General features: G+C 71.5%; 18 protein-coding genes. 8 read left to right on the top strand and 10 right to left on the bottom strand.

What is annotated here, in order from left to right:
* Window positions 1-32: 32 nt before the first annotated feature.
* Window positions 33-917, top strand: a complete 885-nt coding sequence (locus tag AC1ROY_RS31805) for a sulfurtransferase (RefSeq protein ID WP_493152967.1) — start codon at window positions 33-35, stop codon at window positions 915-917.
* A gap of 46 nt (window positions 918-963) precedes the next feature.
* On the opposite strand, the gene AC1ROY_RS31800 is transcribed toward AC1ROY_RS31805, so the two are convergent.
* From AC1ROY_RS31800 to AC1ROY_RS31790, 3 genes are all read right to left on the bottom strand, one after another.
* Entirely contained in the window at window positions 964-1,725 is a 762-nt protein-coding gene (locus AC1ROY_RS31800) for a GNAT family N-acetyltransferase (RefSeq protein WP_493152966.1), read from the bottom strand.
* A gap of 146 nt (window positions 1,726-1,871) precedes the next feature.
* Window positions 1,872-3,050, bottom strand: a complete 1,179-nt coding sequence (locus tag AC1ROY_RS31795) for an alpha/beta hydrolase (RefSeq protein ID WP_493152965.1) — start codon at window positions 3,048-3,050, stop codon at window positions 1,872-1,874.
* 36 nt (window positions 3,051-3,086) lie between these two features.
* Window positions 3,087-4,031, bottom strand: coding sequence for a transglutaminase family protein (locus tag AC1ROY_RS31790; protein WP_493152964.1), 945 nt, complete (start codon window positions 4,029-4,031; stop codon window positions 3,087-3,089).
* Window positions 4,032-4,130: 99 nt separating this feature from the next.
* Here AC1ROY_RS31790 and AC1ROY_RS31785 point away from each other — a divergent pair, with 99 nt between their 5' ends.
* The 4 genes from AC1ROY_RS31785 to AC1ROY_RS31770 all read left to right on the top strand — a co-directional run bounded on the left by AC1ROY_RS31785 (window position 4,131) and on the right by AC1ROY_RS31770 (window position 8,518).
* Window positions 4,131-4,823, top strand: a complete 693-nt coding sequence (locus AC1ROY_RS31785; RefSeq protein WP_493152963.1) for a winged helix-turn-helix domain-containing protein — start codon at window positions 4,131-4,133, stop codon at window positions 4,821-4,823.
* On the top strand, window positions 4,820-6,139 hold the full coding sequence (locus AC1ROY_RS31780; RefSeq protein WP_493152962.1) for a sensor histidine kinase: 1,320 nt from the start codon (window positions 4,820-4,822) through the stop codon (window positions 6,137-6,139). Before AC1ROY_RS31785 ends, AC1ROY_RS31780 begins: the two co-directional genes overlap by 4 nt.
* Window positions 6,140-6,398: 259 nt before the next feature.
* Window positions 6,399-7,934 carry a Do family serine endopeptidase gene (locus tag AC1ROY_RS31775; protein WP_493152961.1) on the top strand — a complete coding sequence of 512 codons (1,536 nt, stop codon included), beginning with the start codon at window positions 6,399-6,401 and terminating at the stop codon, window positions 7,932-7,934.
* A 164-nt stretch (window positions 7,935-8,098) separates the two neighbouring features.
* A complete protein-coding gene (locus AC1ROY_RS31770; RefSeq protein ID WP_493152960.1) occupies window positions 8,099-8,518 on the top strand; it encodes a Ros/MucR family transcriptional regulator in 420 nt (139 codons plus the stop codon).
* A gap of 31 nt (window positions 8,519-8,549) precedes the next feature.
* Here the strand turns inward: AC1ROY_RS31770 and AC1ROY_RS31765 are convergent, their stop codons facing one another.
* The 7 genes from AC1ROY_RS31765 to AC1ROY_RS31735 all read right to left on the bottom strand — a co-directional run bounded on the left by AC1ROY_RS31765 (window position 8,550) and on the right by AC1ROY_RS31735 (window position 18,263).
* Window positions 8,550-9,614: a hypothetical protein gene (locus tag AC1ROY_RS31765; RefSeq protein ID WP_493152959.1), complete on the bottom strand. Its 1,065-nt coding sequence runs from the start codon at window positions 9,612-9,614 to the stop codon at window positions 8,550-8,552.
* Window positions 9,615-9,688: 74 nt separating this feature from the next.
* Window positions 9,689-11,470 carry a DEAD/DEAH box helicase gene (locus AC1ROY_RS31760; RefSeq protein ID WP_493152958.1) on the bottom strand — a complete coding sequence of 594 codons (1,782 nt, stop codon included), beginning with the start codon at window positions 11,468-11,470 and terminating at the stop codon, window positions 9,689-9,691.
* Between the two features lie 126 nt (window positions 11,471-11,596).
* Window positions 11,597-12,634, bottom strand: a complete 1,038-nt coding sequence (locus AC1ROY_RS31755) for a methyltransferase (protein WP_493152957.1) — start codon at window positions 12,632-12,634, stop codon at window positions 11,597-11,599.
* Between the two features lie 103 nt (window positions 12,635-12,737).
* The gene (locus AC1ROY_RS31750) at window positions 12,738-14,306 is read right to left on the bottom strand and encodes a hydantoinase B/oxoprolinase family protein (protein WP_493152956.1); all 1,569 of its coding nucleotides are present in this window, start codon (window positions 14,304-14,306) and stop codon (window positions 12,738-12,740) included.
* Entirely contained in the window at window positions 14,303-16,336 is a 2,034-nt protein-coding gene (locus tag AC1ROY_RS31745; protein WP_493152955.1) for a hydantoinase/oxoprolinase family protein, read from the bottom strand. The genes AC1ROY_RS31750 and AC1ROY_RS31745 overlap by 4 nt, the downstream gene beginning before the upstream one ends.
* A 1-nt stretch (window position 16,337) precedes the next feature.
* The gene (locus AC1ROY_RS31740; RefSeq protein WP_493152954.1) at window positions 16,338-17,294 is read right to left on the bottom strand and encodes a Bug family tripartite tricarboxylate transporter substrate binding protein; all 957 of its coding nucleotides are present in this window, start codon (window positions 17,292-17,294) and stop codon (window positions 16,338-16,340) included.
* Window positions 17,295-17,441: 147 nt separating this feature from the next.
* Window positions 17,442-18,263, bottom strand: coding sequence for an AraC family transcriptional regulator (locus AC1ROY_RS31735; protein WP_493152953.1), 822 nt, complete (start codon window positions 18,261-18,263; stop codon window positions 17,442-17,444).
* Window positions 18,264-18,358: 95 nt separating this feature from the next.
* Here AC1ROY_RS31735 and AC1ROY_RS31730 point away from each other — a divergent pair, with 95 nt between their 5' ends.
* From AC1ROY_RS31730 to AC1ROY_RS31720, 3 genes are all read left to right on the top strand, one after another.
* On the top strand, window positions 18,359-19,054 hold the full coding sequence (locus AC1ROY_RS31730) for a glutathione S-transferase family protein (RefSeq protein WP_493152952.1): 696 nt from the start codon (window positions 18,359-18,361) through the stop codon (window positions 19,052-19,054).
* A gap of 69 nt (window positions 19,055-19,123) precedes the next feature.
* Window positions 19,124-19,819 carry a DUF1223 domain-containing protein gene (locus tag AC1ROY_RS31725; protein WP_493152951.1) on the top strand — a complete coding sequence of 232 codons (696 nt, stop codon included), beginning with the start codon at window positions 19,124-19,126 and terminating at the stop codon, window positions 19,817-19,819.
* A 152-nt stretch (window positions 19,820-19,971) separates the two neighbouring features.
* Entirely contained in the window at window positions 19,972-20,862 is an 891-nt protein-coding gene (locus tag AC1ROY_RS31720; RefSeq protein WP_493152950.1) for an AEC family transporter, read from the top strand.
* Window positions 20,863-20,870 lie beyond the last annotated feature (8 nt).

Genomic DNA, 20,870 nt, shown 5'->3' with positions numbered 1-20,870 from the left:
CCGGTGAAAATCACCATCCGGAGGATCCGCCCATGCCGACCACCGCCCGCTACGTCCACCCGGACGCCATCGTCAGCACGCAGTGGCTGGAAGAGCATCTTCACGATCCGTCGCTGCGCATCTTCGACTGCACGACCTACCTGATCTACGAGACGGGCACTGGCAGGCCCTATCGCGTCGAGAGCGGGCGCAGCGACTACGAGGCCGCGCGCATTCCCGGCGCGGCCTTCCTGGATCTGCAGGGCGAGCTCTCGGACGGGTCGAGCCGGTTTAACTTCACCATGCCGGCGGCGGAGGATCTCGCGGTGCGCTTCGCGGCGAAGGGCATTGGCGACGGGTTCCGCGTCGTCCTCTATTCCCGCAAGAACATGCAGTGGGCCACGCGCGTCTGGTGGATGCTGCGGGCCATCGGCTTCGACGATGCGGCGGTGCTCGATGGCGGCGTGGACAAGTGGCAAGCCGAAGGGCGGCCGATCGAGGCCGGCCGCGCGGAGTATCCGCCGGCCCCCCTCGCCGTCCGGCCGCGTCCGGGCCTGTTCGTCGGCAAGGCGGAGGTGAAGGCGGCGATCGGTGACGCCGGCACCTGTACGATCAATGCCCTGGCCCCGGACCTGCACAGCGGGGAAAATCCGCGATACGGGCGGCCGGGCCGGGTTCCCGGCAGCGTCAACGTGCCGGTGGGATCTCTGGTCAACCCCAAGACCTTCGGTTTCCGGCCGCCGGAGGAGGTCGCCGAGAGCTTCGCCGCCGTCGGCGCCGACCGGTCGAAGCGGATCATCCTCTATTGCGGCGGCGGCATCGCGGCGACGCTGGACGCCTTTCTCCTGCACCAGCTCGGCCATTCGGACCTGGCGGTCTACGACGCCTCCATGAGCGAATGGGCCAAGGACGAATCCCTGCCGATCGAGCGCGGCTGATCCTGCCTCGCGAAGGGTCCGACGCTCGGGCTCGTCCTGGCCTGCCTCACCGCAGGGTCCATTCCGATTGGGTGTGCAGGAGGCGAAAGCCTGCCCGCTCCATGTTGCGGTGGCTGGTCGAGGCGAAATCGGCCTGGCTGCACAGCCACGCCGCGCCCAAACGGGCCGCCTCCCGCTGCCGACGGGCCAGCAGGGCCGAATGCAGGCCACGGCCCCGATGGTCGGGATGCACGCAGGCATCGGCCAGATAGCCGATGCCGTCCTGCACATGGAGGATGGCCGCCGCGGCGGGCTGTCCGTCGGCCTCGGCCAGATAGAGATTCCACCCAGGCAGTCCGAGCCACCCGCGCATGTTCACCTTTGCGCCCTCATGAATCGCCGCTGGAAACCCCCAGCCGGCGAGATAGACGGCGAGGAAGGCCTCCATGGCTTCGGGCGTTTCGACGGACCGGATGATCCTGTCCGGTCCCGCCCCTTCCATCGCAAGTCCGACGAGGGAGGCGTGGAACGCGGTCTGCCGGAAGCCGGCCCCGGCCAGCGTGTCCGCCAGTTCGGCATCCAGATGACCCGGCCTGATCTCGATCCGCGGCGAGACCTGGCGTTCCCCATACCAGGCGAGGATTTCGGCCAGCAGCGGCGCTTCCCCGGCGGTCAGGCCGACGAGCCGGTTGAAGCGCGGCGACGGAAGGCCTGAAGCCGCCAGCGCCGTCGCATGCCCGAAGCGCCGCGTCGCGACGCCGAAGGGATTTCCAGGCCGTTCCGCAATCACGCCGATGCGCTGCAGGGTATAGGCGAGGTCCGCCTGCATGGCCTGTCGGACGATCGCCTCCGTCGTGACCAGCATGGGCAACCTCGCTCTCCCGCGGCATCCGGCGATGCTACAATCCGCCGCTCCGGCGCGGGAGCCGGAGCGTGACGGCCCAAGGCGAAGGCCTGCGGGTCTGAATCATGCGCCTAGTCTGATCGGTCGGCCCTTCCTCCGGGCGCGTCCTTCCGGCGCAGGAAATCCAGCAGTAGATCGACGGTCGCCTCCGGCTGTTCCTGCTGCACCCAATGTCCCGCGCCAGGCACCAGATGGACGCCGCGGAAATCCGCGCAGGCCGTGCTCTGCATCGCCTCGAAGTCGCCGGGCTTCTGATGGACGCCCCAGTCGCTGGCGCCGGCGATGTAGCAGGCGGGCACCTCGATGCACCTGCCGGCGAAGAGCCGCATCTCCGCGCCCACCAGCCCCGATGTCGTGCAGCGATAGGATTGCAGCCCGCCTTGAAAGCCGGTGCGGCCGTATTCCATCGCGTAGACGGCGAGGTCCCGGTCCGGGAGCCACCTGTTCGCGGCGATCTCGGCGGGGCTCGGCATCTCGGCGGCGACGGTCGCCGCCATGCCGAGGTCGCGTGGCATGATGTAGTAGTGCGGCATCTTCTCGAGCTCCGACGCCACCCATCCCGACAGCCGGAACGGCCGGTTGGCCGCCCAGTCGGCGCTCTTGTGGTGGTAGTAGGCGCGGAGGAAGTTCGCGAGGCCCTGCTTCGCGTGCCACATGTCCTCGTTGGCCCCCCGCGTCGAGTAGTGCCACTGGTAGTGCTTGCGCGGCGGGTCCAGCAGGCCGAGCGCCTCGTTCATCGCCGGCGAGGCCAGGCCGGCAGGCGCCTCGGGCGCTGCCTGCTCGCCCATCGGCCAGGGGCGCGGGCCGCCATAGGGCCCGCTCATCACCACCACGGAGCGGAAAACGTCCGGTCGCGCGATCGCGCAATTGCCGGCGACGGGCGAGCCGAAGTCATGGCCGATCACGCTGGCCACTTCCGTGTGGCCGAGCGCCGCCACCAGGGCCAGTGTGTCGCGCACGTAGCTGAGCGGGCCGAAGCTCTGGATCTCGCCGTCGAAGGAGGCGGTCCAGCCGGTGGTGCGGCCGTAGCCGCGCTGGTCGGGCGCGACGACGTGGTAGCCGGCCTCGGCCAGCGGGACCATGACGCGGCGCCAGGAGAAGGCCAGCTCCGGGAAGCCGTGCAGCAGCAGGAGCAGCGGGCGCCCGGCCTCGCCGGCCTCCAGCAGGTGCATGTCGAGGCCGTTCACATGCCTCACAATGCGCGCGCGAATGCCCGCGGGCAGATGCTTCGGGTCGAGCGGCTCGTTCATGGCGTCCTCCGTTTCGCGGAAGGATAGGCCCTGGAGTCACGCGGGCGGAAGCGCCCCCGGGGCGACGGGGCGCACCTCCACCGAAACCTCCATCCCCAGGAAATCCTCCGGGCGCCCGATGAAGCTGCCGCTGATCGGCGCCGCCTGGCGGATGTCGCGCACCGTGGCCACGCGGATCAGGTCGCGGCTGCCCATCAGCCCGTTGGTCGGGTCGAACGCGATCCAGCCGGCGCCGGGCAGGTAAACCTCGCACCAGGCATGGGTGGAGCCGGCGCCGAGCAGCGCGCTCTCCTCCGGCACGCGCAGGTAGCCGCTGATGAGCCGGGCGCCGAAGCCCAGGGCGCGGCAGGTCTCGATCATCAGCACGGCGAAGTCGCGGCAGGTGCCCGAGCCGCCGTCGAGCGTCTCGATGGGCGTCTGGGTGCCGGCCTCCTCGCGAGCACGATAGGTGAAGCCGGCCTGGATGCTGGCGTTGATGTCGCGCAGCAGGCCCAGGGTCGGTGTCGGATAGGCCGCCACGAAGCCCTGCCCCCAGCGCAGGACACGGCCTCCGGGATCGGGGTATTGCGCGATCATCATGGTGCCGAGGTCGGCGCGGTCGTCGGAGGAATAGAGGAAGGGCCAGTTTCGGGCCTCGGGCGCGATCTCGGCGGCGATGTCGCGGTTCCGCTCGTCGCCGAAGCGCTCCACCACGAGGTCGCTGCGGATGACGAGCCCGCGCGTGGGCGCGTCGAACTCGGCCATGGCGATGCTGTTGCCGAAGACGTCGTGGAACCAGCGCAGCCTGCCGGGCGGCGAGAGGGTCAGCGAGGCGGAGAGCAGCCGCATGTCGTGGCTGTCGTGCGGGCGCAGCATCAGGCGCTGCGGACCGAGGGTCACGGGAACCGCGTAGCGGTAGGTGGTGGAGTGGGTGACGGCGAGCACGTCCCGCGCCCGGCCGGTCGGCTGGGTGTGGAGCGCGGCGGGAGCGGGTTCGGGCATGTCCGTTCATAGCACCCGGGTGGGGCGCGGGTTGCCTCTCTCTCCCGCCGGGCTGGGATTCATGGCAGGCTGGCCGGCCCAACAGGCTGCACGGGCAACATGCGCATCCTCCTGATCGAGGACGACGAGACCACCGCCGGCTACGTCGCGAAGGGCCTGCGCGAGGAAGGCCACGTCGTGGACCACGCCAACAACGGCCGCGACGGCATGTTCCTGGCGATGAACGAGCCCTTCGACGTGATCGTGACCGACCGGATGCTGCCGGGACCGGACGGGCTCTCCATCATCCGCGCCCTCCGGCTGGCCGGGATCACCACGCCCATCCTGATGCTGACCGCGCTCGGCGACGTCGAGAAGCGCGTGGAGGGGCTGGAGGCCGGGGCGGACGACTATCTCGGAAAGCCCTTCGCCTTCGCCGAGCTGCGCGCCCGCATCCGTGCCCTAGCCCGCCGCCCCGCAGGACCGCCGGCCGAGCAGTCGGTGCTGAGCCTCGGCGAGCTGCGCATGGACCTGCTGCAGCGCGTCGTCACGCGGGGCGCGAGAAAACTCGACCTGCTGCCGACGGAATGGCGGCTGCTGGAATTCCTGATGCGGCATCCGGGCGAGGTCATCACGCGGACCATGCTGCTGGAGAAGGTCTGGGACTTTTCCTTCGATCCCACGACCAACGTGGTGGACGTGCATGTCAGCCGTCTCCGGCGAAAGCTGGACCTGCCGGGCGAGGCGCCGATGATCCGCACGGTCCGCGGCGCAGGCTATGCGCTCTCGGCGCCCGGGAACGTCGACGTGTGAGGCATCTTTCCAGCTTCGCGCTGCGCGCCGCGACGGCCTCGGCCGCCGTCATGCTCGTGCTGTCGCTGCTCGGCTCCTACTGGGGCTGGTGGCGGGCCGAAGCGGCCTTGCGCCAGCAGCTCGACCTCGCCATCGCCGCCGAGGCGGAGGGCTTCGTGCGCGAGTTCGAGGAGACCGGGCTGCGCGGGCTGGCCGTCTCGGTGGAGACCTATGCGCGCCGGCGCGGCCCGCTCTTCGTGGCGCTGCTGGCGCCGGACGGGCGGATCATCGCCGGCCGCCTGCCCCAGGCGCCGCCGCCGCTGCGCGGCTTCGCCAACCTCCCCGGCACGGGCGAGCGGCCGAGCCTGCGCGTGCTGGGCGGCACGCTGCCGGGCGGCGCGACGCTGCTCGTGGCGGCCGACCTCACGCCGGTGGACAAGGCGGCCATGGCGCTGGCCTGGACGCCACCCATGGCCGGCGGCGCCGCAGCGCTGCTGGCGCTACTGCTCGGCTTCGTCGCGGCCGGGCGGATGGAGCGGCGGCTGGCCTCGGCCTCGGATGCCGCGCGCGACCTGATGGAGGGCGACCTCACCCGCCGCCTGCCGCTCAGCGGCCGCGACGACGAGTTCGACCGGCTGACCGAGACCTTCAACGCGCTGCTCGGCCGGATCGAGCGGCTGATGATCGCGCAGCGGCAGGTGACGGACGACATCGCGCACGACCTGCGCAGCCCCCTCTCCCGCCTGCGGCAGCTGCTGGAGGGCGCGCTGGCCGGGCCGCGCGACCCTGATACGGATGCGGAGGTGCTGGAGCGCGCCATGGCCGAGCTGGACGCCGTGCTGGCCAGCTTCTCTGCGCTTCTGCGCATCGCCCGGGCCGAGAGCGGCGTGCTGCGGCAGGGGTTTGCGCCGGTGGACCTCTCCGCCCTCGTGGAAACCAGCGCGGAGATCTACGCGCCCGTGGCCGAGGAGGCCGGCAAGGCGCTGCGGACGGAGATCGCCCCCGGGGTCACGCTGCCCGGCGACGCGGCGCTGCTGCGGCAGGCGGTGGTGAACCTCATCGAGAACGCCGTGCACCATGGCGGCTCTGATATCGTCCTGCGGCTGCGGCCGGGTCCGGTCATCGAGGTCGAGGACGACGGGCCGGGCATCCCCGCCGAGGAGCGCGAGGCCGCGGTCCGGCGCTTCCACCGGCTGGACCGCAGCCGCTCGACGCCGGGGACGGGCCTCGGCCTCGCGCTCGTCGCCGCGGCGGCACGGGCGCATGACGGGACGCTGGTCCTGGAAGATGGCGCCGGCGGGAAGGGCTTCAGGGCGAGGCTGACGCTGGCGCCCTGACGGCTGCGCGACCGGCCAGGTCGAACGCGCCAACGACGAATCCGGCCGCACAGCGGTCGGCACCGCCCAACTGACTTCACAACAAGCGCCGCAGTCGCGCGGCGAAGCCAAGCGCGCGGAGCGCGCGCCCGGCGTTTGAGGGCAAAGATTTCTGACACGATCTTCATGGTCGCTCCCCGTCGCCTCCAGCGTCCCGGGACGAAGCTCCCGTCATCCCAAGCGGGACTGTCCCGTGACCGATGAACTGGAGAGACGCTTCATGACGACGACTTCCACCCCCTCCCGCCGCCGCCGCGCCGGCTTCGCCGCCGTGCTCATGGCCGGCACCGCGCTCGGCGGCCTGGCCTTCTGGGACGGCAAGGCCGGCGCCCAGAGCCAGCCGATCAACCCCGCCCCCGTCACCCGCCAGGCCGTGGCCCTGCCCGGCTTCGCCGACCTCGTGGACCGCGTCCGCCCGGCCGTCGTGACCATCACCGCGACCGAGCGCGTGGCCCAGGTCTCCGGCCGCTCGCCCTTCCCCGAGGGCAGCGAGCAGGACCAGATGTTCCGCCGCTTCTTCGGCGACCAGGGCCAGCAGCGCGGCCAGGGTCAGGAGCGTCCGCGCGGCGGCCGCGCCCTCGGCTCGGGCTTCGTCGTGAAGGCCGACGGCACCATCGTCACCAACAACCACGTGGTCCGCGACGCGGGCTCCGTGACCGTGACCCTGGAGGACGGCCGCGAGCTGCCGGCCCGCATCGTCGGCCGCGACGCCCGCACCGACATCGCCGTGCTGAAGGTCGACGCCGGCGCCCCCCTGCCCTTCCTCGAGCTCGGCGACAGCGCCCGGGCCCGCGTGGGCGACTGGGTGGTGGCCGTGGGCAACCCCTTCGGCCTGGGCGGCACGGTGACCACGGGCGTCGTCTCGGCGCGCGGCCGCAACATCGGCCAGGGCCCCTATGACGACTTCCTGCAGATCGACGCCTCCATCAACAGCGGCAACTCCGGTGGCCCGCTCTTCGCCCTGGACGGCTCGGTGATCGGCGTGAACACGGCGATCTTCTCGCCGACGGGCGGCTCGGTCGGCATCGGCTTCGCCATCCCGTCGAACATGGTCCGCCAGGTGGTGACGCAGATCGAGGCCAATGGCCACGTGGAGCGCGGCTTCCTCGGCGCCACGACGCAGAACCTGACGCCGGCGCTGGCCACCGCCATGCGCCTGCCGCGCCCCGAGGGCGCGCTGGTCGGCGACATCCAGCCGGACAGCCCCGCCGCCCGCAGCGGCCTGCGCCCCGGCGACGTGGTGACCAAGGTCGGCGACACGGCCGTGGCCAACCCGCGCGACCTGGCCCGCCTGATCGGCGACAGCCGCCCGGGCAGCACGGTCCAGCTGACCGTCCAGCGTGACGGCCAGAGCCGCGACCTCAGCGTGACCCTGGCCACGCTGCAGGACGGCGACGGCAGCCCCGCCCGCGGCGGCAAGCCCGGCCAGCGCGGCGAGCGCGAGCAGCAGCGCGGCGGCCCGGTGGGCGTGGCGCTGGCCCCGATCGACGAGCAGGCCCGGCAGGCGCTGAACCTGCCCGAGGGCACCCGCGGCGCGGTGGTCGCGAGCGTCCGTCCCGACAGCCCGGCCGCCGAGGCCGGACTGCGCGAGGGTGACGTGATCGTGGGCGTCGGCAGCCGCGACGTGGTCGACGTGAACGCCGTGGCGACGGCGATCCGCGAGGCCGGCCGCCAGCCGGGCGCGGCAGTCGCGCTGCGGATCATCCGCGAGGGCCAGAGCGCCTTCGTGGCGGTGCAGATCCCCGCACGGGGCTAACACCGTCGGAGCTTCCCGGACCCCTTTCCCCCCTCTCTCCGGGGGTCCGGGACACTGAGCCACGCGGGCCGCCCCCCGGCCCGCGTGGCCTTTTCCTTTGCGCCGATCCGGGCCGCCGGGCATTGATCCGATGCGCAAATTCAAATCACGAGCTGGAGATCTCCATGTCCGACAGCCACCCCGCCGACGACCTGCTCGGCATCACCGCCGGGATCGTCTCGGCGCACCTGTCCAACAATTCCGTTTCCGCGACCGATGTGCCCCGGATGATCGCGGAGGTGCACCGCACGCTGGCGGCGCTGGGGACAACCGCGACTCCGGAGGCGGCGCCCGAGGCGAGAGAGCCGGCCGTGCCGGTGAAGAAGTCCATCACGCGGGACTACCTGATCTGCCTCGAGGACGGGAAAAAGCTGAAGATGCTCAAGCGGCACCTGTCCTCCTATGGCCTGACCCCCGACGCATACCGCGCGAAGTGGGGCCTGCCGTCCGACTATCCGATGGTGGCGCCGAACTACGCCGCCCGGCGCTCCGAGCTCGCCAAGGGGTTCGGGCTGGGGCGGAGCAGGACCAAGGCCAGCGGCTGAGACGCCCGGCCGGCTGACCCCAGAGCCGGGCTCAGCCGAGCAGCGCCCGGCAATCCAGATCCTCGGCGGCCATGTGGACGCGCTCCAGGTTGTTCCACCAGATCAGCGGCGGAATTCCGAAGGCCTGCTGCTGGATCGGCGTCGTGACCTGCCAGAGCACGGAGAGGCGGTAATCCTCCTGCAGGGCGCGGCGGTCGTAGCCGCCGATGCCCTGAATCAGCAGCTCGGCGTGGTAGACGTCGAGCAGATGGCCTTCCCGCCCGCGGCGCATCTCTGGATACCAGTGGACCGCCATCATATAGGCGAGGTCGATGGTCGCGACGTTGACCGACCAGGAATCCCAATCGAAGAGCCTCGCCTGGCCAGCGCCCTGCTGCTTCGGCAGGAAGCAGTTCCAGACATGCGCGTCGCCCTGGATGACCGTCATGTGGCGATGGCGGTGGTAGCGCCCGACCAGCTTCGGCGCCGCATCGAGCAGCCGCGCATAGAGCTCGCGCCGATCGGCCGACAGGCCGTCGCCGGCCTGCTCGGCGAAACGCTCATAATTCGCCGCCAGGCGCTGGAGCCATTGGCCCATGCCGGCCTCGTCCGTCCAGCTTCCGACCTCCGTGCCGAGGCGCGGATGGTCCCACCAGGCCGCGTGGAAGCGCGCCCGGGCCCGGATGATGGCCACGGCATCCGGCAGCTCCGGCGGCAGCGGCCAGGGTGTCGCGATTCGGTGGGTGTCGGTCAGGTCCTCCAGCAGGAGGTGCCAGGCGCCGGTGGCCGGATCCCAATGGGAGTCGAAGCAGCGCGGGACGAGGCCCGCCGGCGTCGCCGAGCCGACCCGCGCATAGAAGTCGACCTCCTGCCGCCCGGCCTTCCAGGGGCCGCCGGCGCGTTCGAGCAGGCCGGCCTTCAGAATGAACGTCTCGGGAAGCCCGGCGGCCTCGCCGTCATAGGTCAGGCGCAGCCGGAAGATATGGGACAGGATCGTCGGGAAGGCCTTGAGGACCGAGACCTGGCTGACCCGGCGCTCGCCGGGCAGGCCCGATCGCCGCAGCGCCACCGTCAGGGAAGCGGCGTCGATTCCCTGGGGGAGGGCTGCTGTCGTCATCTGCGGGCGCTTTGCGAAGGCGGCCCGCATCTAGCCCGAACCGTTGGGCCTTCACAACGGAATGGGCGTGCCCCCTACGAGCGCGGCGGACGCGACGTCGCGGAGCGCTTCTTGGCCCCGTCGGCCGCGCGCGGCTTGCCCTGGTAGGCGGGACGTGGCTTGCCGGCATAGGGCGGGCGCGGACCGGCCGCATGCGGGGCGCGGTCGGCTGGTCCCGCGGAGGCCGCCGGCTCGATGCGGATATGCGCGTCGTCCTGGCCCGGCTTGGCCGCGGCGATGGCGAAGCGGTCCGCCAGGTGGGGCGCCACCTCGAAGCGGGTCTCGCGGTCGAGGATGCGGATCTGGCCGATGGCGTCGCGCGTCACATGTCCGCGATGGCAGAGGAAGGGCAGAATCCACTTCGGATCGGCCTGGTTGCTGCGGCCCACATTCATGCGGAACCACACGCCCTCGACGGCGACGGGCGCCTGGGCCGGGTAGTCGCGCGGGGCCTGGGCGACAGGACGCTGGTAGTCCCGCTCGGCGCGGGGCGCGTACTGCACCGGTCCAGCCAGTTCCTCGGGCGCCGGCAGGTGCGCGCGCAGCAGCTTGGCGAGCGCCGCGGCGACGGCCTCGGGGTTGCGGCCCTCCAGCAGGCGGCGGCCGAGGGCCAGGTCGGCCTCCTCGGGCATCTGATCGAGCATGGTGGTCGCCGTCTCGGCAAGACGCTCGACATCCTTGGCGTGGATGTCCTCGGCGGAGGGAGCGGGCGACCACTCGGCCCGCACCTTGGCGCCCATCAGCAGGCGCTCGGCGATGCGGCGGCGGTTGTGCGGCACGACCAGCGCGCTGATGCCCTTCTTCCCCGCGCGGCCCGTCCGGCCCGAGCGGTGGAGGAGAGTCTCCGGATCGTTCGGCAGGTCGGCGTGGATGACCAGCGCCAGGTCCGGCAGGTCCAGGCCGCGGGCGGCGACGTCGGTGGCCACGCAGACGCGGGCGCGGCCGTCGCGCAGGCCCTGCATGGCGCGGGTGCGCTCGGCCTGGGAGAGCTCGCCGGAGAGCGCGACCGCGGAAAAGCCGCGCTCGACCAGGTTGCCGTGCAGCCGGTTCACCGCGGCGCGGGTGGTGCAGAAGACGATGGCCGTGCGCGGATCGAGGTAGCGCAGCGTGTTGACCACCGCGCGCTCCATCTCGCCGGGGGCGACGGAGAGGGCGCGGTACTCGATGTCGCTGTGCTGGCTGCCCTCGCCGGTGGCGGCGATGCGCAGCGCGTCGCGCTGGAAGTTCTTCGCGAGCTGCGCGATCGGCCGCGGCACGGTGGCCGAGAAGAGCAGCGTGCGGCGCTCGGCCGGCAGGGACTCCAGGATCGCCTCGAGGTCCTCGCGGAAGCCGAGGTCGAGCATCTCGTCCGCCTCGTCCAGCACCACCGCACGCATGGAGGCTGGGCGAAGGTTCCCACGCTCGATATGGTCGCGCAGGCGGCCGGGGGTGCCGACCACGATATGCGCGCCATGGGCGAGCTGGCGGCGCTCGGTCATCGGGTCCATGCCGCCGACGCAGGAGATCACCCGGCCCCCGGCACGGGCATAGAGCCAGTTCAGCTCGGTCTGGACCTGGAGGGCCAGCTCGCGGGTGGGAGCGACGACGAGGGCGAGAGGCAGGCCGGCGGAGGGCAGCCGCTCGGCCTCGCCGAGCAGGTCGCGCGAGATGGCCAGGCCATAGGCGACCGTCTTGCCCGAGCCGGTCTGGGCGGAGACGAGGAGGTCGCGGCCGGCGGTCGCGGCCTCGAGCACGGCGGCCTGGACGGCAGTGGGCTCGGCATAGCCGCGTTCGGCGAGGGCGGCCGCGATGGGCGCGGCGAGCGTGGGAAAGGGCACTTTCGGAATCCTGATGGGGCGCAAACCCACATCAAGCGTGGCGCGCGCTGGCCTCAGATAGGCGCCGCTGAGCCTGCCGCAAAGCGCGGATCGCACATCGCGGCAATGCGTTACACGGCGAGGGGGCTATTTCGCCTTCTTCGCCACCATCATCGAATAGGGACCGGTCAGGTGGTGCACCCTGGCCTCGGCGAAGCCGGCCTCCAGCGCCCAGCCGACGCAATCCGCGCCGGTGTAGTCGAAACCGCCCTTGGTCTCGATCAGCATGTTCAGGCTCATCAGCAGGCCGAAGGCGTTCTGGCGCCTGCCGTCGTCGATCATCGCGTCATAGACGATCAGCGCGCCGCCGGGCGGCAGCGCGTCCAGCGCCTTGCGCAGGAGCATCATCTTCTCCTCCAGCCCCCAGTCATGGAGGATGTGGCCCATCACCAGCACCTCGGTGGAGGGCAGCGCGCCGGTGAAGAAGTCGCCGGGCAGGAAGCGGGCGCGGTCCGCCAGGCCGACCTCGGCCATGTGGCGCTCGAAGACGGGGCCGACCGGCGGCAGGTCGAAGCCGAAGGGCGCGAGATGCGGATGGGCCTGGGCGATCGTGGCGACCAGCGCGCCCTGGGCGCAGCCGACATCGGCGAAGCTGCGATACCCGGCCCAGGGGAAGCGCTCGGCGAGGACGCGGGCGGTCGGCCGGCTCACACCGCTCATGGCGCGGAGGAAGACCTCCAGCGTGTCCTCGTCGGCATAGATGGCCTCGAAGAGGTCGTCGCCGCCCTCGCGCGCCTCGTTCTGGAGCTTGCCCGTCGTCAGGGCCTCGGTAAGGCGGCCCCAGAAGGGGTAGAGGCGGCGGTTGGCCATCTCCAGCAGCCCGCCGAGATAGGAGGGCCTGGCCGCGTCGAGATACGTCGCGGTCTGTGGCGTGTTGGCGTAGCGGCCGGAATCGTCGCGCGTGAGCATGCCCAGGGCGACCAGCGCATCGAGAAAATCGTTGGCGCCGCGCCCATGCAGGCCGAGGCGGCCGACGAGCGTGGCCCCGTCGCTCGGGCCCTGCGCGGCCAGCTCCGTGAAGAGGCCCAGCTCGACGGCGGAGAGCAGCGCCTTGGAGCCCCAGAAGGCCATGCCGAGCTGCAGCACGGCATCGGGCGTCACGGTTTCGGCGGCATCGTCGGGCATTCGCGGTTCTCCTGATCCAGGCCGTCAGGATAGGTCCGGTCCGCGACGAAGCGAACGAAGATTGCTACGGAGGTAACGACCTCCCGCAGCCTTCACATTCCCGTCAGGTTGGCTCCTTGGGGAACATGCCGCCGCCGCCGGGCATCTCCACCACCAGCCGGTCGCCGGCGGGGATGACCTGGAAGCCCTTGGCCTTCAGCACCTCGCCCGAGGCCAGCTTCACCACGCCGTTGGCGCCGTTGCCGCCGCCGTGACGACCGCGCGGCGGGTACTTCACGCGCTCGAAGGTGGCGAAGATGCCGAAGGCCTCGCCGTGGCGATGCGCGACCTCCATGATCTGGCCATCGCCGCCGCGATACTTGCCCTCGCCGCCGGAATCATCGCGCAGGTCCTTCCGCCAGACGACCAGCGGGGCCACGGTCTCCGTCACCTCCACCGGCACGTTCTTCACGCCGGAGGGATAGGGCGTGGCGGAGAGCCCGTCCTGCGCCGGCCGCGCGCCGGAGCCGCCGGAATGGAACATCGTCACCATGAAGGGGCGCTGGGTGTCGCCCGTGAGCCCCTGCCCCGCGCCCAGCTTCAGGTTCCACAGGTTCGACGTCCCCTCCGCCGGCACCCGGCCGGGCAAAGCCTGGTCGAGCGCGCCGAACACCACGTCGGGCATCATGTGCCCCATGGTGCTGCGCGCGTTCACCGCCGCGGGGAAGAGCGCGTTGACGATGCTGCCCTCGGGCGCCGTCACCTGGATCAGGTCCAGCGTGCCGGCGTTGTTGGGAATCTCGGGGCCGATGATGCAGCGGACGCCGAAGGCGGTGTAGGCGTCGGTGTAGCAGAGCGGGCAGTTGATGCCGAAGCTGCTCTGGCCGGAGGTGCCGGTATAGTCCACGGCGATGTGGTCCTCGGCGATGGTGAGCGTCGCGTGCAGGTCGATCGGCGCCTCCATGCCGTCGATGCGCATGTGGCTTTTCCACGTGCCCTTCGGGAGCGCCGCGATCTCCTTGAGCATGGCGTCGCGCGAGCGGGTGATGATGTGCTCGCCCAGCAGCTCCAGGTCGTCGAGCCCGTTCTCGGCCAGCATGGCGGAGAGGCGGCGCTCGCCGGTTTCGTTGCAGGCCATGAGGGCGTAGATGTCGCCCTCCACCTGCACGGGCTCGCGGACATTGGCGCGGACCAAGTCCACCAGCCACTGGTCCACCACGCCCTCGCGCGCCAAGGGCATGATCGGGATCCGGATGCCCTCGTGGAACACCTGGCGCCCGTCCGGCGCGAGGCCGATGCCGCCGATGTCGACCACGTGCACGGTGCAGGAGAAGAGCCCGACCATCTTGCCCTTGTGGAAGGCCGGCGAGGTCACGACGATGTCGTAGAGATGCCCCGTGCCGAGCCAGGGGTCGTTGGTGACGTAGTGGTCGCCCTCCTTCATCGTCTCGGCCGGAATCTTGGCCAGGAAGTGCTTCACGCTGCGGGCCATGGAGTTGATGTGGCCGGGCGTGCCGGTCACGGCCTGGGCGAGCATGCGGCCCTCCACGTCGAAGACGCCGGCGGAGATGTCGCCGGCCTCGCGCGCGGAGGTGGAGAAGGCGGTGCGGACGAGAGTCTTGGCCTGCTCCTCGACCACCGACAGAAGCCGGTTCCACATCACCTGGTAGCGGATGTCGTCGTTCTGGTTCATGCGGCGAACTCCAGCAGGATCTGCTCGGCGGCGTTGATGCGGGCGGTCCAGCCCGCGGGCACGACGGTGGTGGTCTCGTCCTCGATGATGAGGGCGGGGCCCTTCAGCATGGCGCCCGGCGGCAGCGCGTCGCGGACGTGGATGGCAGCCGTGTCGGTGCGGCCGGTGGCGGGGTCGGTGAGCGGGCGCTCGCGCTCGGGCGCGGGGGCCGCGAGGGAGGGCAGCTCCGCCAGCACCGCCGGGTCCGCCACGGGCCGGGACAGCGAGAGCGCCCAGGTCATGATCTCCGGCTGCAGCCCTGGGATGGCGCGGCCGAAGATGCCGCGATAGGCGGCGACGAAGGCGTCGTGCAGCGTGGTGGCATCGATGCTCCCCGTGATGGGCACGGCGATCTCATGCCCCTGGCCGCGATAGCGCATGAAGGCGGTGCGGGTCTCGACCAGGCCCTCGGGCGGCGCGGCCTGGAGCACGACCTCCTCGGCCTCGGCGCGCATCTCCGTGAACATGGCCTCCAGCGAGGCGCCGTCCATCGCGTCGAGCCGCGTGTAGCGCGTGCGCACGACCTCGAAGCCGATCGGCGCCTGCAGGAAGCCATAGGCCGAGCCCACGCCGGCGCCTCGCGGCACCAGCACCTTCGCGATGCCGAGCTTTTGCGCGAGCCGCGCGGCATGCAGCGGCGCCGCGCCGCCGAAGGCGATCATGGTGCGGCCGGCGGTGTCCTCGCCGTTCTCGACGGCATGGACGCGGGCCGCGCTGGCCATGGTCTCGTCCACGATCTCGGCCACGCCGACCGGCGCGCTGGCGCCCATGGCCGCGAAGGCCCGGTCCGAGGCATCGGGATCGAGCTTCATCGTGCCGCCGGCGAAGAGGTTCGGATCGAGCCGCCCCAGCAGCAGGTCCGCATCCGTGACGGTTGGCGAGGCGCCGCCCAGGCCATAGCAGGCCGGGCCCGGTGCGCTGCCGGCGCTGTCGGGACCGATCTGGATGCGGCCCATCGTGTCGTGGCGGGCGATGGAGCCGCCGCCGGCGCCGATCTCCACCAGCTCGATCACGGGGATGCGGATCGGCAGCCCGCTGCCCTGCACGAAGCGGTAGGCGCGCGCGACCTCGAAGCTGCGCGCCATGTGGAATTTTCCATGGTCGATGAGCGTCAGCTTCGCGGTCGTCCCGCCCATGTCGAAGGCCAGCACGCGGTCCAGCGCGTTCTGCGCCGCCACGTGGCGCGCGAGGATGGCGCCGCCCGCCGGGCCGCTCTCCACCAGCCGCACGGGGAAGCGCCGCGCGGCGCCCACGGTGCACAAACCGCCCGAGGACATCATCATCAGCACGGGCGCATCGAGGCCGAGGCCGCGCAGCCCCTGCTCGATGCCGGCAAGATAGCCGTCCATTAGCGGCCGCACATAGGCGTTGGCGATGGTGGTGCTGGCGCGGTCGTACTCGCGCACCTCCGGGCAGACCTCGCAGGAGAGCGAGAGCGACACGCCCGGCAGCATCTCCGCCACGATCTCCGCCGCGCGGCGCTCATGCGCGTCGTTGGTGAAGGAGTGCAGGAAACAGATCGCGATCGCGGTGACGCCATCCGCCTTCGCCTGCCCGCAGACCGCGCGCAGCGCCGCCTCGTCCAGCTCCAGCAGCACGCCGCCATCGGCCGCGATGCGCTCGGGCACCGTGTAGCGCAGCGCGCGCGGCACCAGCGGCGCGGGGCGCTCCATGGTCAGGTCGTATTGCGCGAAGCGGTGCTCGTAGGCGATCTCGATGCTGTCGCGGAATCCCTGGGTGGTGATCAGCGCCGTCTTCGCGCCCTTCCGCTCGATGAGCGCATTGGTCGCCAGCGTCGTGCCGTGCAGCACAAGGCCGATCGCCGAGGGTTCCACGCCGGCCGATTCCAGCAGCAACCGCGTGCCCTCGATCACCGCGCGCTCCGGCGCGTCGGGCGTGGTCAGCAGCTTGTGGGAATAGCTTCGTCTCGGCGCTTCGAGCACGAGGTCGGTGAAGGTGCCGCCGATGTCGACGGCCAGGCGATGCTGCATCTCAGTCGTTGATCCTGATGTTGCCGGCGCGCACGACGCGCCCCCAGACTTCGGTGTCCGCGCGGAGGAACGCCACGTAGTCGGCGCGCGGCATGGGCGCGGGGGTGAGACCCGCCTCGTCGAAACGGCGCTTCCAGGCGGGGTCCTCGAAGACGCGCATCACCTCCGCATGGATGCGGTCCTGGATCGCCTCGGGCGTGCCGGCCGGCGCCACGAGCCCGTACCAGTTCTCCGAGGCAAAGCCGGGCACGGCCTCGGCGACGGCGGGCGTGTTCGGCAGCAGCGGCCAGCGCTCGGGCGAGGTCACGGCCATGGCGCGCGCCTGGCCGCCGTTGATGAGGGTCAGCGTCGCGGGGTCGCCGTAATAGGCGTCCACCACCTTGGCCGCGAGGTCGTTCAGCGCGGGGCCGGTGCCGCGATAGGGCACGTGCTCGATGCGCACGCCGGCCGACTGGTTGAACAGCTCGCCGGTGAGGTGCTGGCTGGTGCCGGCGCCGCCGCTCGCGTAGCGGAGGTTGCCCTGCCTCGCGAGGGCGATGAACTCCGGCAATGTCTGTGCCGGCAGGTCCGTGCGCACGGCCAGGATGAAAGGCATCCGCACCAGCCGCGTGATGTTCGCGAGGCCCAGCGGCTCATAGGGCAGCGGGCGCAGATGCGGGCCGACGGTCAGCGTGCCCGCGCCGGTCAGCGAAAGCGTATAACCATCCGGCGCGGCATGGGAGAGCGCCTCGACGCCGATCACCCCGCCCGCGCCGCCGCGATTCTCCACCACCACGGGCTGCCCGAGGTTGCGCCCCAGCGGCTCGGCCAGCAGGCGCCCCGTGAGGTCCACGCCGCCGCCCGGCGGGAAGGGCACGATCAGGCGGATGGGGCGATTGGGCCAGGATTGCGCGGAGGCGACAGCCGGCGCGGCCAGCAGGGAGAGCACCACTCGTCGCGCCAGGGTGGGACGCCGCATGAAAAACCTTTTCCGTTCGACGGGCGGAACCCTGGAGCAGCCGTCCGGAACCGGCAATGCCTGCGCCGCCATCGAAAGCGCCCGGAGCGGCCGCACGGCGATCGCAAAGAGGCAGAATGCGAAGATTCTGCCCAGCCGCCGCGGCCGTCACCGCAGCGGCAGGAAGACGTCCGTCACCGCCTCGTGCTGGGGAACCTCCGGATGGAAGCGGATTCGCTGCACGAACAGGGGAAAATCGCGCGGCTCCTCGCCACCGCCGGGCAGCCAGTCCGCATAGAGCAGTCGCCCCGCCCAGCGCAGATCCTCGGCCGGCCCGACATGGCGCAGCACCGCGCAGCGTCCGCCGGGAATGAGGCCTGCGCGAACGCCCTCGGGATTGGGGGCGATCTCACGGTCGGTCGCGGCGCAAAGGTCGATGCGGTCCTCGCCGTGGAAGACGTTGAAGGTCGCGCTGACCGAGGGCGGCAGGCCCGCGCGGCGGCGCCAGGCGATGAAGGCGCGCACCGCTTCCCAGATCCGGGCGGGATCGCCGCGATGCTCCAGCAGCGCCACCGGCGTCGCCGGAAAATCCACGATCCGCACTTCGGCTTCGGTCGGCATGCGCGGGCTCTCCCCATGCGATGGCAGGATCGGATCGTCGCGGAATGCGCTCGGTATCCGGCCGGTGTGTCGCTTGAAGGCGCGGGAGAACCCCTCGGGCGTGTCGAAGCCGCTGTCGAAGGCCAGCTCGGTGATCGCGGTGTCGCCATGGAAGGCGAGGCGCCAGGAGGCCTGCCGCACCCGCACGAGCTGCACGTAGCGCGCCGGGGACAGGCCGAAGAGCTCGGAGAACTGCCGGGCGAAGTGGAACTTCGAGAAGGCCGCGACATCGGCCAGCGCCTCGAGGCTCAGGTCGCCGGCGGGATGCGCGTCGATATGCGCCAGCACCCGCTGCATCCGGGCATGGTAGTTTCGTGCCGCGTCCTTCATCGGGTCATCCATAGCCGGCGCCGGCGCGTCCCGCCCGACCGGATTTGCCCTTCGCAGGCCTGTTCCGTATCGTCCGAGCCGGAACGGGGAACTCCATGGCACAGCGAAAACTCTTCGAGCTCTGCGGCACCGATCCGGAGCGCCGCTTCAGCCCCTATTGCTGGCGCATCCGCATGGCGCTGGCGCATAAGGGCCTCGACACCGAGACCATCCCCTGGCGCTTCACGCAGAGCGAGGCCATCGCCTTCGCCAATTCGAAGACCGTGCCCGTGCTGATCGACGGCGACCAGACCGTGGCCGACAGCTGGGCCATCGCCGAGTACCTGGACCGCGCCTATCCCGACCGGCCCGCGCTCTTCCCCGGCAACTCCGCGAGCCTGCGCTTCACCGCCTCCTGGGCCGACCGCGTGCTGAATGCCGGCCTCGTGAAGCTCATCGTCTCCGACATCCCCGGCCTGCTCGGCGAGAACGAGAAAAAGTATTTCGTCGAAAGCCGGGAGAAGCGCTTCGGCATGTCGCTCGAGCAGGTGACCGCCGATCGCGAGGCGAAGCTGCCCGAGTTCCGCGCCACCCTGCAGCCGCTGCGCGCCGTGCTGATGCAGCAGCCCTATGTGGCCGGCGCATCCCCTGATTACGCCGACTACATCATGTTCGGCGGCTTCATGTGGGCCCGCGTGGTGAGCCCGCTCCGGATCCTGGAGGAGAGCGACCCCCTCCACGCCTGGATGGAGCGCATGCTGGACCTCTTTGGCGGCCTCGCGCGCGGCGTGCCGGCCCGGGCGGCAGCCTGAGCTAACCTCCAGCTCTCGATGGGCGTATACTTCATGACGACGCCTGTTCCGGCATCGCATGGAGGCCCCATGATCCGCCGACGCTTCCTCGCCGCGCCAGCTTTGCTCGCCGGCGCTTCCCTCCCCGCCCGGGCCGCCGACCAGCCGGTGGTGGTCGAGCTCTTCACCTCGCAGTCCTGCTCCTCCTGCGTGGCCGCCGACGCCCTGCTCGGCGAGCTGGCGCGCGACCGGCCCGACGTGCTCGCCCTCGCCTTCCACGTGACCTATTGGGACCGGACCGGCTGGCGCGACCGCTTCTCCATGCGCGAGGCCACCGACCGGCAGCGGCGCTATTCCTCGACCCTGGTGGGCTCGCGCTACCGCGGCCAGGTCTATACGCCGCAGCTCGTCGTGCAGGGCCGGACCGACGCCGTCGGCTCCGACCGGGCCGCGGTGCTTGCCGCCATCGAGGCCGCGCGCAACGCGCCGCGCGTGCCGATCACCGTCACGCCCAACAGGACCTCCGTCACCGTGCAGGTCGGCGCCGGCACGGGCGTCGCGGCGGTCTGGCTGATCGGCTACGACGCCCGCCACGAGACCGAGGTGCGCAGCGGCGAGAACAGCGGCCGCAAGCTCACCGACGTGAACGTGGTGCGCAGCATCGCGCAGGTCGGCGCCTGGCTCGGGCAGCCGCTGCGCGTGGTGGAGCCGAAGCCCGAGGGCGAGCGCATCGCGGTTCTGCTGCAGGCCGCGGGTGGCGGAATCCTGGGGGCGGCGAAGGCGTAGCATCGCCCCGCACCGGTTGCCCACGAATGAGCTGACGGTCTCGGAGGAATCGGCGAGGATCGCCGCGGCGCCACCCGCCCCGCCCGTCCTGACGCAGCCGCGGATCGGGATCGACAACCGATCCGCCGAGGTGCCGCGTGCAGCAAATCGCCTTGATCATCCTGTGCCTGGCCATCGGCGTCGCGCTGCGCTGGTCGGGACGGCTGCCGGACACGGCGACCAAGGCGCTGGGCGGCTGGGTCATCAACGTGGCGCTGCCCGCCGCCGCCCTGCGCAGCGTGCACGACCTCGATCCGGCGGGCGACTGGTGGCTCGCCGCGGCGACGCCCTGGATCGGCGCCATCCTCGCCATCCTGCTGATCGTCCCGCTCTGCCGCGCCCTCGGCTGGACGCGGCAGCGGGCCGGCGCGCTGCTGCTGGTGGGCGGCTGGGGCAACACCTCCTTCGTGGGCCTGCCCATGATCGCCGCCTTCGCCGGCAGCCAGTGGCTCGGCCTCGGCCTCGTCATCGACCTCTTCGGCTCCTACCTCGCGCTGTCCACGCTGGGCCTCGCCGTCGCCACGGTCGCGAGCTCGGGGCGGTTCGACTGGCGCGCGGTCGCGAAGCGGATCGCCACCTTCCCGCCCTTCCTCGCGATCCTGATCGCCTTCGCCACCAACCATCTGGAGCGGCCGGACTGGCTGACGCAGATCTTCGTCTCCCTCGCCGACACGCTGACGCCGATCGCGCTGGCGGCCGTGGGCTATGCGCTGCGCTTCGACCGCATCGCCGGCCGCGTCGCGGCGCTCGGCGTGGGGCTCGGCTACCGGCTGGTGCTGGCTCCGCTGGCGATCCTGGCGATGTATCTCGCGCTGGGCCAGGCGGGCGATCCCGTCGCCAAGGTCGCGATGCTGGAGATGGCGATGCCGCCCATGCTGGGAGCGAGCATCATCGCCATGGACCACGAGTTGGAGCCCGACCTCGTCGCCCTGCTCATCGGCGTGGGCGTGCCGCTGTCGATGCTGACGGCCTGGGCCTGGTGGTCGGTGATCGCGACGCTGTGATGAAGGCA

The sequence above is a fragment of the Roseococcus sp. GW821-FHT12F05 genome (assembly GCF_058806835.1).
The sequence above is the reverse complement of the archived record's forward strand: the minus strand, read 5'-3'. Positions and strand labels throughout refer to the sequence as shown.

Bases quoted from the DNA above. Each gene is read 5' to 3' on its own strand.
- AC1ROY_RS31805 (WP_493152967.1), top strand. From the start codon at position 33: ATGCCGACCACCGCCCGCTACGTCCACCCGGACGCCATCGTCAGCACG.
- AC1ROY_RS31800 (WP_493152966.1), bottom strand. From the start codon at position 1,725: ATGCAGGCGGACCTCGCCTATACCCTGCAGCGCATCGGCGTGATTGCG.
- AC1ROY_RS31795 (WP_493152965.1), bottom strand. From the start codon at position 3,050: ATGAACGAGCCGCTCGACCCGAAGCATCTGCCCGCGGGCATTCGCGCG.
- AC1ROY_RS31790 (WP_493152964.1), bottom strand. From the start codon at position 4,031: ATGCCCGAACCCGCTCCCGCCGCGCTCCACACCCAGCCGACCGGCCGG.
- AC1ROY_RS31785 (WP_493152963.1), top strand. From the start codon at position 4,131: ATGCGCATCCTCCTGATCGAGGACGACGAGACCACCGCCGGCTACGTC.
- AC1ROY_RS31775 (WP_493152961.1), top strand. From the start codon at position 6,399: ATGACGACGACTTCCACCCCCTCCCGCCGCCGCCGCGCCGGCTTCGCC.
- AC1ROY_RS31770 (WP_493152960.1), top strand. From the start codon at position 8,099: ATGTCCGACAGCCACCCCGCCGACGACCTGCTCGGCATCACCGCCGGG.
- AC1ROY_RS31765 (WP_493152959.1), bottom strand. From the start codon at position 9,614: ATGACGACAGCAGCCCTCCCCCAGGGAATCGACGCCGCTTCCCTGACG.
- AC1ROY_RS31755 (WP_493152957.1), bottom strand. From the start codon at position 12,634: ATGCCCGACGATGCCGCCGAAACCGTGACGCCCGATGCCGTGCTGCAG.
- AC1ROY_RS31750 (WP_493152956.1), bottom strand. From the start codon at position 14,306: ATGAACCAGAACGACGACATCCGCTACCAGGTGATGTGGAACCGGCTT.
- AC1ROY_RS31745 (WP_493152955.1), bottom strand. From the start codon at position 16,336: ATGCAGCATCGCCTGGCCGTCGACATCGGCGGCACCTTCACCGACCTC.
- AC1ROY_RS31740 (WP_493152954.1), bottom strand. From the start codon at position 17,294: ATGCGGCGTCCCACCCTGGCGCGACGAGTGGTGCTCTCCCTGCTGGCC.
- AC1ROY_RS31735 (WP_493152953.1), bottom strand. From the start codon at position 18,263: ATGAAGGACGCGGCACGAAACTACCATGCCCGGATGCAGCGGGTGCTG.
- AC1ROY_RS31730 (WP_493152952.1), top strand. From the start codon at position 18,359: ATGGCACAGCGAAAACTCTTCGAGCTCTGCGGCACCGATCCGGAGCGC.
- AC1ROY_RS31725 (WP_493152951.1), top strand. From the start codon at position 19,124: ATGATCCGCCGACGCTTCCTCGCCGCGCCAGCTTTGCTCGCCGGCGCT.